Annotated in this window: 17 protein-coding genes; 6 read left to right on the top strand and 11 right to left on the bottom strand. The window is 65.7% G+C overall.

Annotated elements, in window-relative coordinates:
• Nucleotides 1-21: 21 nt before the first annotated feature.
• The 5 genes from GCN75_RS03865 to folE2 all read right to left on the bottom strand — a co-directional run bounded on the left by GCN75_RS03865 (nucleotide 22) and on the right by folE2 (nucleotide 4,978).
• Complete coding sequence (locus GCN75_RS03865; RefSeq protein ID WP_226941067.1) at nucleotides 22-2,469, bottom strand: penicillin-binding protein 1A; 2,448 nt, start codon at nucleotides 2,467-2,469, stop codon at nucleotides 22-24.
• Nucleotides 2,470-2,555: 86 nt separating this feature from the next.
• Nucleotides 2,556-2,951: a hypothetical protein gene (locus tag GCN75_RS03860; RefSeq protein WP_152281433.1), complete on the bottom strand. Its 396-nt coding sequence runs from the start codon at nucleotides 2,949-2,951 to the stop codon at nucleotides 2,556-2,558.
• Entirely contained in the window at nucleotides 2,948-3,766 is an 819-nt protein-coding gene (blaOXA, locus tag GCN75_RS03855) for a class D beta-lactamase (protein ID WP_152281432.1), read from the bottom strand. Before blaOXA ends, GCN75_RS03860 begins: the two co-directional genes overlap by 4 nt.
• A gap of 90 nt (nucleotides 3,767-3,856) precedes the next feature.
• Entirely contained in the window at nucleotides 3,857-4,024 is a 168-nt protein-coding gene (locus GCN75_RS29100; protein ID WP_193317370.1) for a hypothetical protein, read from the bottom strand.
• A 33-nt stretch (nucleotides 4,025-4,057) separates the two neighbouring features.
• Nucleotides 4,058-4,978, bottom strand: coding sequence for a GTP cyclohydrolase FolE2 (folE2, locus tag GCN75_RS03850; RefSeq protein ID WP_226941066.1), 921 nt, complete (start codon nucleotides 4,976-4,978; stop codon nucleotides 4,058-4,060).
• 128 nt (nucleotides 4,979-5,106) lie between these two features.
• Between folE2 and GCN75_RS03845 the strand changes: the two genes are divergently transcribed.
• The 3 genes from GCN75_RS03845 to GCN75_RS03835 are packed head-to-tail and all read left to right on the top strand — an operon-like array spanning nucleotide 5,107 to nucleotide 6,195.
• On the top strand, nucleotides 5,107-5,442 hold the full coding sequence (locus GCN75_RS03845) for an ArsR/SmtB family transcription factor (protein WP_152281430.1): 336 nt from the start codon (nucleotides 5,107-5,109) through the stop codon (nucleotides 5,440-5,442).
• Between the two features lie 15 nt (nucleotides 5,443-5,457).
• Entirely contained in the window at nucleotides 5,458-5,715 is a 258-nt protein-coding gene (locus GCN75_RS03840; RefSeq protein WP_152281429.1) for a hypothetical protein, read from the top strand.
• A 39-nt stretch (nucleotides 5,716-5,754) separates the two neighbouring features.
• Complete coding sequence (locus tag GCN75_RS03835; RefSeq protein ID WP_152281428.1) at nucleotides 5,755-6,195, top strand: hypothetical protein; 441 nt, start codon at nucleotides 5,755-5,757, stop codon at nucleotides 6,193-6,195.
• Here GCN75_RS03835 and alkB read toward each other — a convergent pair.
• The gene (alkB, locus tag GCN75_RS03830; RefSeq protein ID WP_152281427.1) at nucleotides 6,167-6,829 is read right to left on the bottom strand and encodes a DNA oxidative demethylase AlkB; all 663 of its coding nucleotides are present in this window, start codon (nucleotides 6,827-6,829) and stop codon (nucleotides 6,167-6,169) included. The genes GCN75_RS03835 and alkB overlap by 29 nt on opposite strands.
• Nucleotides 6,830-6,923: 94 nt before the next feature.
• Here alkB and GCN75_RS03825 point away from each other — a divergent pair, with 94 nt between their 5' ends.
• Entirely contained in the window at nucleotides 6,924-7,406 is a 483-nt protein-coding gene (locus GCN75_RS03825; RefSeq protein ID WP_152281426.1) for a heme-degrading domain-containing protein, read from the top strand.
• Here the strand turns inward: GCN75_RS03825 and GCN75_RS03820 are convergent, their stop codons facing one another.
• From GCN75_RS03820 to GCN75_RS03810, 3 genes are read right to left on the bottom strand one after another with little or no spacing between them, the layout of a single operon-like run.
• Nucleotides 7,407-8,099, bottom strand: coding sequence for an aspartate/glutamate racemase family protein (locus GCN75_RS03820; protein WP_152281425.1), 693 nt, complete (start codon nucleotides 8,097-8,099; stop codon nucleotides 7,407-7,409). It lies immediately after the preceding gene.
• A gap of 17 nt (nucleotides 8,100-8,116) precedes the next feature.
• Nucleotides 8,117-8,872: an SDR family NAD(P)-dependent oxidoreductase gene (locus tag GCN75_RS03815; RefSeq protein WP_152281424.1), complete on the bottom strand. Its 756-nt coding sequence runs from the start codon at nucleotides 8,870-8,872 to the stop codon at nucleotides 8,117-8,119.
• Nucleotides 8,859-9,590, bottom strand: a complete 732-nt coding sequence (locus tag GCN75_RS03810) for a GntR family transcriptional regulator (protein WP_152281423.1) — start codon at nucleotides 9,588-9,590, stop codon at nucleotides 8,859-8,861. The genes GCN75_RS03815 and GCN75_RS03810 overlap by 14 nt, the downstream gene beginning before the upstream one ends.
• Nucleotides 9,591-9,725: 135 nt before the next feature.
• Here GCN75_RS03810 and GCN75_RS03805 point away from each other — a divergent pair, with 135 nt between their 5' ends.
• Complete coding sequence (locus GCN75_RS03805; RefSeq protein WP_226941064.1) at nucleotides 9,726-10,178, top strand: acyl-CoA thioesterase; 453 nt, start codon at nucleotides 9,726-9,728, stop codon at nucleotides 10,176-10,178.
• On the opposite strand, the gene GCN75_RS03800 is transcribed toward GCN75_RS03805, so the two are convergent.
• On the bottom strand, nucleotides 10,175-10,858 hold the full coding sequence (locus GCN75_RS03800) for a YoaK family protein (RefSeq protein ID WP_152281421.1): 684 nt from the start codon (nucleotides 10,856-10,858) through the stop codon (nucleotides 10,175-10,177). The genes GCN75_RS03805 and GCN75_RS03800 overlap by 4 nt on opposite strands.
• A gap of 189 nt (nucleotides 10,859-11,047) precedes the next feature.
• Here GCN75_RS03800 and GCN75_RS03795 point away from each other — a divergent pair, with 189 nt between their 5' ends.
• Nucleotides 11,048-12,412, top strand: a complete 1,365-nt coding sequence (locus GCN75_RS03795; RefSeq protein ID WP_152281420.1) for an amino acid permease — start codon at nucleotides 11,048-11,050, stop codon at nucleotides 12,410-12,412.
• A 75-nt stretch (nucleotides 12,413-12,487) separates the two neighbouring features.
• Here GCN75_RS03795 and GCN75_RS03790 read toward each other — a convergent pair whose 3' ends face one another.
• Complete coding sequence (locus tag GCN75_RS03790; RefSeq protein WP_152281419.1) at nucleotides 12,488-14,101, bottom strand: hypothetical protein; 1,614 nt, start codon at nucleotides 14,099-14,101, stop codon at nucleotides 12,488-12,490.
• Nucleotides 14,102-14,327: the final 226 nt, after the last annotated feature.

Here is a 14,327-nt window from a genome sequence, read left to right as displayed (position 1 = left end):
GGAATGCTCCCTTGGGTCCTTTTAACCCTGCGGCACGGGCACGGGCGCAGGCTGCGGAACAGGCGCAGGCGCCGCCTCCGGCACCGCCTTGCCATGCGACTCCTGTCCATCGGCCGCTTCGGCCGGCATGGCCAGCGGCGCGGCCGGTGCGCCCTCCTGCAGCAAGTCGCCCGGCTCTTCCACCGGCTCATCCTGCGGTTCCTCGACGGGTTCCACGTGGCGCAGCGGTGGCGGCGGCTTGCCGCCGGGGAAGATGGCGTCGCGCGACAGCTTGCCAGTGTCCAGCGCCGTCTTGAAGAAGTCGCCCACCACCAGCACGGCGTTGTGGCCGCCCTGGCCCCAGTAATTGCTGCGCATAGTGACGCGCGCATCGTTGAAGCCGACCCAGGCGCCGCCCACCAGTTCCGGGTGCATCAGGATGAACCAGCCGTCCGCATTGTTTTGCGTGGTGCCGCTCTTGCCGGCCACGTCGGAGCGGATGCCGAAGCGGCTGCGGATGGCCGTGCCCGTGCCGCGGTCGATCACGCCCCGCATCATGTCCGTCAGGGTGGCCGCCGATGCGGCCTGCATGGCGCGCCTGGGCTTGTCGTCGCCGAAGCGGGCGATGATCTTGCCTTCGCGGTCAGTGATGTGCGTGACGACGAACGGCAGGCGCGCCTCGCCCTGGGCCGCGATGCTGGCGTAGGCGTTGACCATTTCCAGCAAGGTGACGGGACTGGTGCCCAGCGCCAGCGACGGCACTTTTTCCAGCTTGCTGTCGCGGATGCCCAGTGCCCGTGCCAGCTTGATGATCGGCGGCAAGCCCACGTCCTGCATCACCTGCGCCGTGATCGTGTTTTTCGAGTACACGAGGCCGTCGCGCATAGTCATGTCGCGCCCCGTCGTGCCGCTCATGTCCGTCGGGCGCCATATCGTGCCGTCGGACGCCTTGATATCCATCACGGCGTCGCGGTACACGTGGTCGGGGCTGAGCCCCTTTTCCAGCGCCGCGCCATACACGATGGGCTTGAAGGTGGAGCCGGGCTGGCGCGCCGCCTGCGAGACGTGGTCGAATTGTTCGCGCGCAAAGTCGCGGCTGCCCACCCAGGCGCGCACGGCGCCCGTGGCCGGGTCCATGGCGGCAAAGCCCGCCTCCAGCCGCGTCTTCGACTTGCGCAGGGCGGCCATGAAGGCGCGGTCGCCCTTCAGCTGGGCCAGCGCCGCCTCGGGCGTGCTGCCGGCGGCCGTCAGCTTGCGGTAGTCGGCCGACTCGCGCACGAAGGCGTCCAGCAGGGCCGGATGCGACTTCCAGAAATAATCGAACGCCACGCTGCCGGCCTGCATGCCCGCATACATGCCCGTCGAGGTGGACGACGGCACGCCTGCGCGGCTCCATTCCACGTCGGCAATCGCCTGCAAGGCATTTGCCTGGCGCTCGACGGCGCGCTCGGCCCCCTGCTGCAAATCGTAGTCGAGCGTGGTGTGCACCACCAGCGCGTCCAGTTCCAGGTTGTAATCGTTCTCGTCGGCCCAGTCGATCAGCCATTTGCGCACATAGGCCGTGAAATGGCTGTCCGACTGCGCCCGCTCGCTCTGGCGCTCGAAATGCAGGCGCAGCGGACGCTTGATCAGCTGCCTGTAGCGCGCCTCGTCGATGACGTCATGCTTGCGCATCTGGCCCAGCACCACATTGCGGCGCTGCAGGGAGCGTTCGGGATTGCCGACCGGATTGTAGTAATTCGTGCCCTTGAGCATGCCGACCAGGGTGGCGCTTTCCAGGATATCGAGGCGCGAGGCGGGCTTGTCGAAATAGGTGCGGGCCGCCATTTCAATGCCGTAGGTGTTGTACAGGAACGGTACCGTATTCAGATACGCTTCCAGGATTTCCGTCTTGCTGTAGGTGGCCTCGATCTTCAGGGCCGTGATCAGCTCCTTCAGCTTGCGGTTCAGGCTGCGCGAACGGCCGATTTCCTCGGGGAACATATTGCGCGCCAGCTGCTGCGTGATGGTGGAACCGCCCTGCGGGTTGCCGCCCGCCGTATGCACGATGGCGCCCGCCGTGCGGGTGAAATCGACGCCGTGATGTTCATAGAAACGGTGGTCTTCCGTCGAGATCAGGGCGCTGATCACGTTCGGCGAAATCTGCTGCAGCGTCACGCGTTCCTGCAAGCCCTGGTCGAAACGGGCCAGTTCCTTGCCATCCGCGCTGACCATGGTGCTGGGCGCAGCCGCGCGCGCCTGGCGCAAGTCGTGGATGCTGGGCGTCAGGGGGATCAGCAGCAGCATGTACAGGATCAGCAGCGCCAGCAGGGCCAGAAACGACCACAGGCCCAGCACCAGCGCGCGCCGCACGGGCGGCAAGGTCATCAAGTGCGCATGGCCGCGCCGGTACAGCGCCACCGCCCTCACCCACGCCACACCCGCCACGCGCAATGCCTGCGCGCGCGCCCATGTCCATGCCTGCCGTGCTTTTTCCTGAAACTGCTCCATGCCTGATGCCATGCTTGTAACCTTGTCTGATGCCGGATGATCCGTTTCAGCAAGTATATAGGGCGGGCAACAAAGCGGGCTGGAATTTACGGCAGGCAAGCATCCAGGCGGGCCAGCGTGACGCCAACGTACGCGCCCACGCAGCGTTCATCGCGCGTGTGGAAAGGGTCGGCCACTTGCAGCCAGCCGCAGTCGCAGACGACGGGATCGATCTGGACCACGACGCCCAGCGCCAGGTAGCGCCAGCCATCGAGGCGCAATACGCCTTTTTCCCGGCCGGGATTGGCCTTGAACATCGCGTCCCAATCGTCCAGCTCGCTGGCTTGCGGCCACAGTGCGAGCCGCACTTGCGTGCCGACGGCCAGTTGCGCGCCGCCGAACTCGTCCATCACGTGCAGGCGCTGGCCGTCCACGTCGATGACGGCTTCCAGGTAGTCGCCCTCGGTCGCGATGAAGGTGGCCGTGACGACCGAGTGCGTCACTTCTGCGCCTGCTCCAGCAGGGCTGGCAATTCCTTCAGCATGGCGTCGCGCGTGCGCAAGCCCGCCGACTGCTGGCCCTTCTGTTCGTCCTGCACCAGGCGCGCGAAGACGATCGACTTTTCCCCCTTGCTGGCCCAGCCCACGAACCAGCCATAGCCATGCGCTTCGTCAAAGCTGCCGTCCGCCTTGCGCGGGAAGGCCGCGCCCGTCTTGCCATGCACTTGCCAGCCGCCCACATCGGCCAGGCGCGTCAGGCGCTGCGTTTCCTGCATCGCCTGTTTCGTCACGGGCAGCTGGTAATTGACCAGCTTGCGCAAAAAGCCCAGCTGTTCCAGCGGCGATATCTTCAGCGAAGAACTGATCCACGAGCGCTCCAGGCTATTGTCCTTGCCCTTGTCGCCCGACACATCGGCGTTGCCGTAGCCGAGCGCCCGCGTGTACTTCTGGAAACGCTCGGTGCCCAGCGCCTGCGTGATCTGCTGCGAATACCAGACGACGGAATACTGCATCCAGCGCGACGGGTCCGTATCCTGGCGCCACGCTTCGCCGCCCCAGTCCACATAACCCTGGCGGTAGGGCAAGAGCGGCTTGTGCTCATCCTTGAGGAAGCCCGCGTCGTAGCCCATCAGGCTGAGCGCGATCTTGAACGTGGATGCGGGAGTGACGCGGTCGATGCAATTACCCTCTTGCAGCAGGACGGCGCCCGTTTTGGCGTCGGCCATAGCGGTGCAGATGGTGGCAGCCTGGACATGCGAGGCGGCCAGCGTGGCGCCCGCCAAGCCGGCGAGGAACTGGAAGAATGCGCGATATTTCATGGGCCTCCGGGGTTGGGGGAGAGTAGGAAAAAGCGAAATTGTACCGGGCGGCGCGGCGCGATGCCAGCGCTGAAACGCGCCCGTCGCAGGCTAGCGCCCTGCCGGCCCGCCCGGCGGGCGTTCCCGCTTCAAATGCTCCTCTTCCAGCTCGTCCATTCCCAGCTTTTCCTCGTCGATCAGCGCATGTTCGCGCCGTTCGCGCTCCAGCTCCTCTTCCACGTCGCCTTCGTCAGGCTCGTGCGCGATTTTCTCCGGCATGCTGTCGTCCTCCACCCTGGTTGACTGAAAAGTTCAGGCAAGCTTGCCCGCCTGCGCCACGGCATCGTGCGGATGCAAGCTTTCCATATGCCGCACGGTAACACACGCCTGCCCATAATGCGGCCCAAGCGGCGCCAGCGCCGCCTGCACGCGGCGGGCCGCGTCTTCCACGTACATCAGGTTAGCACCATTCAAGCGCGCGAACGCCTGTTCGTCGGCCCGTTTCACGGCCGTCTGCAGCGGCGTCGCCAGCGCGGCCTCGACCCGGTCGATCAGGGGAAACAGGTCCAGCTCCGCCTGCTCCGTCAATGGCACGGTGACCGTCGCCGTGCTGCGCTGGCTGTGCGGCGTGGCCAGGCTCGCGTGTTCCTGCAGCCACTGGCGGGCGGCGGCGCCGTCGATGGGGCCAGTGCCGAACTGCGCCGCAAAGGCGTCGGCCAGCAGTTGCCGCGCCAGCGCCGCCGAGCACGGACAGGTCGACGAATAGCCGACCTCCACCGTCAGCGACAGGGCGAACCCCTGCGGCGAGCAGCTGGCCTGCAGGCGCACGGGATAGGATTTCCAGCCGGCCAGCCCTGCCGTCAACAACGCCGGCTGGCGCCGCAGCAGGGGAAAAGCCAGCGCCAGGCGCGCCTGCGTGCTGCCGCAATCGGCGTGGCTGTCCACCATGCGCCGCAGCACGGCGGCCAGCGCGCCCGCGTCGAGCGGCTGGGCGGCGGCAAACGCATCGAGCAGCAAATACAGGCGCGACATGTGGATGCCCCTGATGTGCGGGTCGGGCAAATCGACCTGCACGTCGGCCCAGGCATGCACTTGCTGGGCCTGCCCGCCCTCTTCCAGCCACAGCGGCAAGGCGATGCCCTGCATGCCCACCCACTCGAGCGGCAAGGGATTGCCCAGATGGGGACCGGCCGCCACATCGGGCAGGGATAAGGAAAGGGGATCGCGCTTCATGCTGGACACTCCATATGCAAACAAGTTGCATATCATGGAGAAAAATCACCACATTTGCAAGTGCCTTGCATTAAACCGGCATCGCAATTTCGCTTGACGACCTGTCACATGTCAGATAATGTTGACACATGACAGATACACATACCTCCCCCACTGGCGACCGCTTGCTGGCCATGCTGGCGGCGCTCGACAATCCGCACCGGCTGCGCATCATCGCGGCGCTGGCCAGCGGCGGGCGCAACTACATCAGCCAGCTGGCGCGCGACCTGGGCATCAGCCGTCCCCTGCTGCATCTGCACTTGCAAAAGCTGGAACACGCGGGCCTGGTCACCAGCCAGCTGGAGCTGTCGCACGACGGCAAGGCCCTCAATTACTTCGAAGCCAGTCCCTTCGAATTGCTGCTGACGCCGGCCAGCATCGCCGCGGCCGCGTCTACGCTCACTCCCAACCCGGATCCATCCTGAACTGTAGAGGTCATCATGTCTGAAAACATCTTTTTCGCCGCCTTCTTCTTCCCTTGCACGGCCGCCGTCATCATCTTCGCCTTCAAATATGCGTCCGGCATCGTGCAGGCGCGCGCCCGGCTGGCGCAGGACGGCGCCTACCAGGAACTGGCCCGGTCCATGGCTGCCTCGCAGGCGGCAACGGCAGCGGCGCTGGCCGCGCTGAGCGCTGCCACGGCGCAGATCCAGGCGCGCCTGGACGGCCTGGAGAAAATCCTCAAGGAAGTCGAGTAAGCCCCTTTCGCCATCCCCCCACAAGCAGGAGAACGCACCATGTCCACCATGAATACCGTCTCGACCGCCCGCCTGTATGCGCTGCGCGCCATGTATCTGCTGGTCGTGCTGGGTCTCGGGAGCGTACTGTGGCCCGGCATCGTCACGCCGCACCAGCCGTGGGAACTGGCGCGTGGCACGGTGAACTGCATGCTGGCCGCGTTCTCGCTGCTATGCCTGCTGGGCCTGCGGTATCCGCTGCAGATGCTGCCCGTGCTGCTGTGGGAAGCGCTGTGGAAGACCCTCTGGCTGCTGCTCGTGCCGCTGCCCCAGTGGCTGAACGGCCAGCTCGATCCCGCCACCGCGGCAACGGCGTTCGAATGTGCGTTCGTGGTGCTGGTCTACCTGGCCATTCCGTGGCGCTACGTGCATGCGCACTATCTACTCAAGCGGGGAACGGCCTGGCGCCAGCTCAGGCAGCCTTGCGAAACGTCAGATTGATGCGCTGCGCGCCCAGCAGCGCATGCTCGCCCTCCTTCAGGGGCGCCACGCCGTGGAAGCGCAGGCGGTCGGCGCCGCCCCACGCCACCACGTCGCCGTGCAGCAGCGCGATGCGCGCCGCCTTGTCGGCCCGCTGCGCCCCGCCGAATAGAAAAGTGGCGGGCAGGCCCAGCGAGACGGACACGATGGGCGCCGTGAAATCGCATTCGTCGCGGTCCTGGTGCAGGGCCATGCGCGCACCGGGCGCGTAGCGGTTGACGAGGCAGGCGTCGGGCGTGAAACCGGGATAGCCGGCCGCCAGCGCCACCTCCTGCGCCAGGCGCAGGAACACCGGCGGCATGGGCGGCCAGGGCTGACCGCTGACGGGATCGAGGCCCGCATAGCGGTAGCCGCGCGCGTCCGTGACCCAACCCAGCGCGCCGCAATTGCTCATGGCAACGGACATGCGCAAGCCGCCCGGCGTGGCCATGTGGCGCAGGGGCGCCGCCAGCACGATGGCGTCCAGCGCCGGCAGCATCTCGTCCAGATATGGCAGGGCAAAACCGCGCAGCAGCACCGATGCCGTCGCGCCGGGCGCCAGCGGCGCCGGCCCCAGCGGGGCGTAATCGTCATCGGCAAACAGGGACAGGTTCATGCCGCCTATTTTAGCCGCCGCGCAGAAAAAGCGCGCGCGCCGGCCCCAGGGTGCGCTACAGTAGCGCTTCCAGCCACTACCACCGACTGCCACGATGGATCATTACGCCGATTTGCTGCAAACCCTGGCGCAACAGGAAGAATCCCTGCAATTCGAACGCTTCGACAACGACGCGGCGCTGGCCGTGGGCCTGTGGATCGTCGAGGAAGTGCGCAAGCGGGGCAAGGCCGTCACCGTCAACATCACGCGCAACGGCCACGTCCTGTTCCATCACGCCATGACGGGCGCCACGGCGGACCAGGCGGACTGGATACGCCGCAAGAACAACACGGTGCAGCGCTTTTGCCGCAGTTCCTACTACATGGGCATTTCGTATAAGAGCCGCGGCAGCACCTTCGAAGACGTGAAATACCTCGACGACATCGAGTACGCGGGCCATGGCGGCGCCTTTCCCCTGCTGATACGGGGCGTGGGACTGGTCGGCACGGTCACCGTGTCCGGTCTGGCCCAGGCGGACGACCACGCGCTGGTGGTGGCCGCGCTGCAGGCGCAGCTCGATACTCAACTCGACAAATAATCAGGCGGCCAGCGCCTGGCGCAGGGCGGCGCGCGCCAGCAAGCGCGTGGAATCGAGAGTCGGCAGCGGCGAATTGGCGTCGCTGATGATCAGCGGGATTTCCGTGCAGCCGAGGATGACGGCGTCGCAGCCCTGCTCGCGCAGGCCGGCGATGATGGCCTGGAAGCGCGCCACGCTGTCCTGTTTGACGATCCCCGGCACCAGCTCCTCCATGATGATGCGGTTGATCTCGCTGCGTTCGTCCTCGCCGGGCCGCACGCAGGCGATGCCGCGCGCGGCCAGCCTGTCCGGATACACGGCGCTGTCGACCAGCCAGCGCGTGCCCGTCAGGCCGACGCGTTGGTAAGCGCGGGCGGCCGCCTCGCTGGCCACGACGTCCGCGATATGCAGCCAGGGCAGCGGCGAACGGGGCGCCATCAGCTCGAATGCCTGGTGGATGGTGTTGTCGGGGCAGATCAGGAAGTCGGCGCCGGCGGCGGCCAGCTTGCGCGCCGACGCCAGCATCAGTTCGGCCACACCGGCCAGGTCGCCCGCGTCCAGGCACTCCACATAGCGCGCCAGCGGCGGCGTGTGCAGCGTCACTTCCGGATGTTCATACGCGCCCAGCGCATGCGCGCCCTCTTCGCAAATCGTGCGGTAGCACAGGGCCGCACCTTCGGCCGAGCAGCCGACGATACCGATATGTCGAGTCATGCGATCTTCCTTTTCAATCAAATGCGCTGGCCGCCATCGATGGGAATTTCCGCGCCCGTGATGTACGAGGCGCGCTCGCTGCACAGGAATTCCACCAGGTCGGCCACTTCGGCCGTCGTGCCCAGGCGGCGCAGCGGGATTTGCGTGTCGACGATGTGCGAGGTGCCGGGCGACAGGATGGCCGTGTCGATTTCGCCCGGCGCGATGGCGTTCACGCGCACGTTCAGCGGCGCCATGTCGTTGGCCATTTCGCGCGTCAGCGAGGCCAGTGCCGCCTTCGAACTGGCGTAGGCGGAACCGGCGAACGGGTGCACGCGGTAGCCGGCGATCGAGCACAGGTTCACCACGGAGCCGTGCGCGTTCGACAATTCCTGCGCGAAGCCGCGCGTCAGCGCCAGCGGCGCAAAGAAATTCGTGTTGTACATTTCCTGCCAGGTCTGCATGTCCGTCGTCAGCGAATTGACGCGCGAACCGCCCGGCCCCTTCGGCGACACGCCCGCATTGTTCACCAGCGCATGCAGTTTGGAGTCGCCCAGCATGGGGCGCAGGGTATCGACCATCTGGCCGATCTGGCTCAGGTCCGACAAATCCATGCACACATGCGTGTTGTGCTCCTGGCTGCGCGGGCAGCCGCCCGGAATCGGGCTGCGCGACACGGTGATGACCCTCCAGCCCAGGCTGCGGAAGCGTTCCGCCACGGCATGGCCGATGCCGCGGCTGGCCCCCGTGACGATGGCGGTTTTTAATTCGGTCGCGTGTTCAGTGTTTGTCATATTCTTCCTTGTCCTGTTCTGCATGTTGTTCCGCGCCACCCGCGCCGTGCAGGCGCTCCTGGCGCATCACGTAGGCCAGCATCTGCGTCCCGCCGTCGAGAATGTCCTGCTCGATGGCGCGCCGCGCGGCCGCGCCGTCGCGCTGGCGCAGAGCGACGAGGATGGCATGGTGGTGGCCCACCCGCATGTCGGGCGAAAAGCTGGCGTAGCCGGCGGCGATCAGGGGCGCCGTCTGCATCCACAAGTGGTCGACGAAGCGCTTCAGGGTCGGCATGCCGGCCGCCTGCGCCAGGCCCAGGTGAAACGCCTGGTTGCATTGCAGGGCCGCCGCCAGGTCGTGCCGCGCGATGGCGTCTTCGTTCGCCTGCAGCAGGCGCTCCAGGTCGGCCAGGGTGGCGTCGTCGATGCGCTGCGCCGCTTCAAACGCGCCCAGCCCTTCCAGTTCCAGGCGCAGCGCGCGGATTTCCAGGTAGCGCGCCACGCTCAGCACGGGCACGCGGAAGTCGCGCGGCGAGCGCAGCACGAGCGCCTCTTCCTGCACCAGCTGCAGCATGGCGTCGCGCACGGGGGTCACGCTGGTGCCCAGCTGCAGCGCCAGCTCGCGGATGCGCAGCCGGTCGTTCGGCTGGAAGCGTCCGGCCGCCAGCGCATCGCGCAGCGTCGCGTACACGGACTTGCCCAGGTTGAGGTGCACCAGGCTGTCCAGGGATGGGTTCATGGGTGGCTTGAGAATCGATAAATTATGATGCATCATACATCAATGCAAAAAACAGCGTTTTTCTCCGCGTGCGCGGGAGGCAGGAAACGCCGCAAGAACGTACAATCGGCAGCCACCGCATCGAAAGGACCGCACTTGAACTGGGATTATCCGCACGCCTACACCCTGCCCGTCACGCCCGAAGAGGCCGACATCGATGGCTTGCAGCACACCAACAACGCCGTCTACGTGCGCTGGTGCGAGCATATCGGCTGGCACCATTCGGCCACCCTGGGACTGGATCTGGACGATTACCGGCGCCTGGACCGGGCCATGGCGATACGCCGCGGCGAGTACGACTACCTGCTGCCCACGCGGGCCGGCGAAGCGCTGACCCTGGCCACCTGGCTGTGCGCCAGCGACGGCCGCTCGAGCATGGAACGGCGCTTCCAGCTGATCCGCGACAGCGACGGCGCCACCGTCGTGCGCGGACGCTGGGAATTGATCTGCATCGAATTGAGCAGCGGACGCGCGCGCCGCTTGCCGGCGGAATTTCTGGCCGTGTACGAACCGGCCATCGTCGCGGCACGTCAGCCGGCGCAGGACTAGGCCGACAGGCGCGCCGGTTCCAGCGCGATCAGCGCCAGCAGGATCACCAGCGGCACGGCCAGCGCGGCGAAGCCCACGGCCAGGTAGGCAAAGGCGGCCAGGATGGCGCCCACGGCAAAGCCCAGCAGGGGCCAGAAGAATTTGACGCAGCGTTCGCGCGTGGCGCCGTCGGCCGCGCCGCGCAGCACGTCGACCGTATCGATCACCACTTGCGTGACATTGCCCGTCATCATGGACGTGGGCGCCAGGTGGGCCAGCAGCAGCCGGCTGATGGCGCTGTGCGCGCCCATGGCCGCCGCGCCGAACAGGCCGGCCGCCATGGCCAGCGCGCCCGGCTCGGGCCCCAGCGGTTCGGCCAGCACGCCAAACACCATGAAACCGAGCAGCAGCACCAGTTCCAGCAGCAGCGTCAGGCGCAGCGCCGGTCCGCCGCGGCGTTCGGCCGCCACGCTGAGCAGCCGCGCCGCCGCCACGCCCACGATAAACGCGGGAAACGCCAGCAGCTTGAGGGCGATCGAGGCATGCGTGGCGTTGGCCAGCGCCGCGCCGATCAGCACGAAGTTGCCCGTCACATGGGCCGTGAACAGGCCAAACAGGGCGACAAAGCCCAGGGTATCGACATAGCCGGCCAAAAAGCCCAGGCTGATGCCCTGCAAGCGGCTGCGCTGCGCAACATTCATACGTTCTCCTTGAAATTTGCCGCCATCATACCAAGCAGGCGCCGCGGACGGCAGGGGTTTTGCACGCCGTTCAGCGAAGATACCGTGCTTTTCTTGCGCCCCCGCAGTGCAACATGCATTTCGCTCCTGATTTGCGCGCCCATGCTTTAGAATCAGCGACCTCAGCCCCGTAAAAACAGGACAAAACATATGACGGCAGTCGGGAATACCGAACCACAAGAGCTCAAGCGCGGCCTGAAAAGCCGCCACATCCAGCTCATCGCCCTGGGCGGCGCCATCGGCACCGGCCTGTTTCTGGGCATCGCGCAAACCATCAAGATGGCCGGCCCCTCCGTGCTGCTGGGCTATGGCATCGCCGGCGTCATCGCCTTTATGATCATGCGCCAGTTGGGCGAGATGGTGGTCGACGAACCCGTCGCCGGCTCCTTCAGCTATTTTGCCGACAAATACTGCGGCCACCTGCCCGGCTTCCTGTCGGGCTGGAATTACTGGGTCCTGTATGTGCTCGTCAGCATGGCCGAACTGACGGCCGTCGGCATCTACGTGCAGTACTGGTGGCCCGGCGTGCCCACCTGGGTCTCGGCCCTCGTCTTCTTTTGCGCCATCAACGCCATCAGCTTGCTGAATGTCAAAGCCTTCGGCGAAATGGAATTCTGGTTCGCCATCATCAAGGTGGTCGCCATCATCGGCATGATCGTCTTCGGCGCATACCTGCTGGCCTCCGGCGACGCGGGCCCGCAAGCCTCCGTGGCCAACCTGTGGCAGCACGGCGGCTTCTTCCCGAATGGCTGGCAGGGACTGGTGATGGCCATGGCCGTCATCATGTTTTCGTTCGGCGGCCTGGAACTGGTGGGCATCACGGCGGCCGAGGCGGATGACCCGAGCACGACGATCCCGCGCGCCACCAACCAGGCCATCTACCGCATCCTGATCTTTTACATCGGCGCGCTGGGCATCCTGCTGTCGCTGTATCCGTGGCAGAACGTCGTCACCGGCGGCAGCCCGTTCGTGCTGATCTTCCATGCGCTCGACAGCAACCTGGTGGCCACGGCCCTGAACGTGGTGGTGCTGACGGCCGCCCTGTCCGTCTACAACAGCGGCGTGTACTGCAACACGCGCATGCTGTTCGGCCTGGCCAAGCAAGGCAATGCGCCGCGCGCGCTGCTGCACCTGAACCGCCGCGGCGTGCCGCTGGTGGCCCTGGGCGTGTCGGCCCTGGCCACGGGCGCCTGCGTGGTGGTCAATTACTTCATGCCGGGCGAAGCCTTCGAAGTGCTGATGGGACTCGTGGTGTCGGCGCTGATCATCAACTGGGCCATGATCAGCTGGATCCACCTGCGCTTCCGCGCACAGAAGAAGGCCGAGGGCAAGACGACCTTGTTCCAGAGCCTGGGCTACCCGTTCACCAACTACCTGTGCCTGGTCTTCCTGGCCGGCATCCTGGTGATCATGTACCTGACGCCGGGCCTGCGCATCTCCGTCTACCTGATTCCCGTGTGGCTCGCTGCGCTGGGCCTCGGCTACTGGATCAAACAAAACAAGGCCAAGGCATAAGCTGTTTGCTCTGCATCAAACAAAAAGCCCGTCTTCGCAGGAAGACGGGCTTTTTTGATATCAGGCCGCGGGTAATTAACTGACCGCCTCCCCTGGCAGCACATCGGCCTGCCACAGGCTGATCGTCTGGCCCGGATACGACTGCAGCAGCACGTCGTCGTTCAGGGCCAGCAGCGCCTGCTTGCGCTGCTCGATGCGCGCTTCGGACGTCGCGTCCTTGTCGCCCGACTTGTACGATCCCAGCACGGGCAGCAGGTCGCGCAGCACGGAATAATTGCCCGGCGTGGTCTTGTCCGATTCCAGCTTGCCCAGGAAGTACTTCTTGACCTGCGTGGACTGGTTGGCTTCCTGCCGCAGGCTCGCCTGCACCAGCTTGCCGTCCTTGTACGTGACCTGCGCATCGCTGCTGGCCGTATCCTCGATCTGGTGGTAGGTATAGTTCTGCGATTCCGTGTTGTCCGTCAGGCGCAGCGGCACGCCGGCCACCAGCGACTGGTGGAAGCTGGCGCTCAGCTTTGATTGCTGCTGTTGGCGGATCGAGCGCGCGTCCTGGCTGGCACCGGTCTGCGCCGTCTTCTGCGACACTTCATAGTTGAAGCCATCCTTTTCCGTACCCCGCATGGGATTGCTGAACTTGACGGCCTGCGACACGGAGGCGCTGAAGTCCGCCAGCCCTGTCAGGATGGACTTGTCCTCGGCCGCCAGGCGCCACTTGCCCGTTTCCGGCATGGCTGTCTCGGTTTGCGGCGCGGAGGTATTGCTGTGCAAGGCGGTAAAGCTGTCCTTCAGCATGGCCATCAGGCCGGCGTCGCCATGGCCGCGCGAGGCAGCCTGGTCGAACTGCTTCATGTAGCTGCCCAAGGCCTTCGCCTGCCGCTCCTTGCTGCCCAGGGTATTGAGCGCGCTGGCGTCGACCTTCAGGTCCAGCGAACCGGCCGCGCCGCTGAAGGCGACCTTGCGCTGCGCGCCATCGGCCTGGAAGTCCAGCGTCTGCACGCTTTCCGGCTCGCCGCGCACTTTGACTTCCGCATGCAGCTTCACCGACTCCAGCACCTGCTGGTCGAACTGCATCAGGCCTTCCAGCTTGATTTTCGGCGTGCTTTGGCCCATGCCGTCGATGGCGTCCTGGAAGCCCTTCGCCAGCTCGCCCAGCGCGCGCGTTTCAGCGTCGCTGAGCTCACCGCTCGTCGTCATCCGCACGGCCAGGCCGTCGCCCTGGCTGTCGAGCGACAGCTTGACTTCCACGCCGCTCCTAGTGGTGATGCTGAGGGAAACATTGTCTTCGCCATTGCCATGCAGGCTGCCCGGCGCGATGCCGGCCGCCCCGTAGACATTGGGCGTGGTACTGGGCGGCGGTTGCCGCATCGCCTGCGAGAAATTGTAGTTTCCCAGCTTGGCCTGTCCCAGCATGGCCGCGCCCAGGCCGCTGAAGCGGCCGCCGAACGCATACGAGGAAAAACTTTTCGTCATCGCCTCGCTCACCTTGTCGCGCGAGGCGCTTTCCCACACCATCGGCGGTTTCGGCAGCGCTGCCCCGCTGCTGCCGTTCACGCTCTCGGGACTGAAAGCAACGATGGACGATGGTGTGGACACGGGCGACGGCGACGCGGCGTCCGCGCGGTTCGGCGTGGCGGAGGATGTGCGCGACGGGGCGCTGTTCCAGCTGGACAGTGGAGAAATGGAGGTCATGGCGCTGTAACCTTGCAAGTGGCGGGTAGGGGCATCATAAAATATCGATATGGTTGGATTTTTCGCAATTACCTGGCGCCAGGCAAATCTTGCGTCACCTTTTCCAAGGTGGTGGCAAGTACTGCATGGCAATACTGCATTAACGGCAATAAACGGCAAAGCATGAGCGTCGGGGAAATGAAACATTTTCATGCCGCCCACCTCGCCTACCCCCAACAAGTTGAAT

This window comes from Janthinobacterium violaceinigrum (assembly GCF_009208555.1).
GTDB lineage: Bacteria > Pseudomonadota > Gammaproteobacteria > Burkholderiales > Burkholderiaceae_D > Janthinobacterium > Janthinobacterium violaceinigrum.
The sequence above is the reverse complement of the archived record's forward strand: the minus strand, read 5'-3'. Positions and strand labels throughout refer to the sequence as shown.

What these genes read in the sequence shown, in the direction of transcription:
- GCN75_RS03865 (WP_226941067.1), bottom strand. Translation starts at nt 2,469, where the DNA reads ATGGAGCAGTTTCAGGAAAAAGCACGGCAGGCATGGACATGGGCGCGC.
- blaOXA (WP_152281432.1), bottom strand. Translation starts at nt 3,766, where the DNA reads ATGAAATATCGCGCATTCTTCCAGTTCCTCGCCGGCTTGGCGGGCGCC.
- GCN75_RS29100 (WP_193317370.1), bottom strand. Translation starts at nt 4,024, where the DNA reads ATGCCGGAGAAAATCGCGCACGAGCCTGACGAAGGCGACGTGGAAGAG.
- folE2 (WP_226941066.1), bottom strand. Translation starts at nt 4,978, where the DNA reads ATGAAGCGCGATCCCCTTTCCTTATCCCTGCCCGATGTGGCGGCCGGT.
- GCN75_RS03845 (WP_152281430.1), top strand. Translation starts at nt 5,107, where the DNA reads ATGACAGATACACATACCTCCCCCACTGGCGACCGCTTGCTGGCCATG.
- GCN75_RS03840 (WP_152281429.1), top strand. Translation starts at nt 5,458, where the DNA reads ATGTCTGAAAACATCTTTTTCGCCGCCTTCTTCTTCCCTTGCACGGCC.
- GCN75_RS03835 (WP_152281428.1), top strand. Translation starts at nt 5,755, where the DNA reads ATGTCCACCATGAATACCGTCTCGACCGCCCGCCTGTATGCGCTGCGC.
- alkB (WP_152281427.1), bottom strand. Translation starts at nt 6,829, where the DNA reads ATGAACCTGTCCCTGTTTGCCGATGACGATTACGCCCCGCTGGGGCCG.
- GCN75_RS03825 (WP_152281426.1), top strand. Translation starts at nt 6,924, where the DNA reads ATGGATCATTACGCCGATTTGCTGCAAACCCTGGCGCAACAGGAAGAA.
- GCN75_RS03820 (WP_152281425.1), bottom strand. Translation starts at nt 8,099, where the DNA reads ATGACTCGACATATCGGTATCGTCGGCTGCTCGGCCGAAGGTGCGGCC.
- GCN75_RS03815 (WP_152281424.1), bottom strand. Translation starts at nt 8,872, where the DNA reads ATGACAAACACTGAACACGCGACCGAATTAAAAACCGCCATCGTCACG.
- GCN75_RS03810 (WP_152281423.1), bottom strand. Translation starts at nt 9,590, where the DNA reads ATGAACCCATCCCTGGACAGCCTGGTGCACCTCAACCTGGGCAAGTCC.
- GCN75_RS03800 (WP_152281421.1), bottom strand. Translation starts at nt 10,858, where the DNA reads ATGAATGTTGCGCAGCGCAGCCGCTTGCAGGGCATCAGCCTGGGCTTT.
- GCN75_RS03795 (WP_152281420.1), top strand. Translation starts at nt 11,048, where the DNA reads ATGACGGCAGTCGGGAATACCGAACCACAAGAGCTCAAGCGCGGCCTG.
- GCN75_RS03790 (WP_152281419.1), bottom strand. Translation starts at nt 14,101, where the DNA reads ATGACCTCCATTTCTCCACTGTCCAGCTGGAACAGCGCCCCGTCGCGC.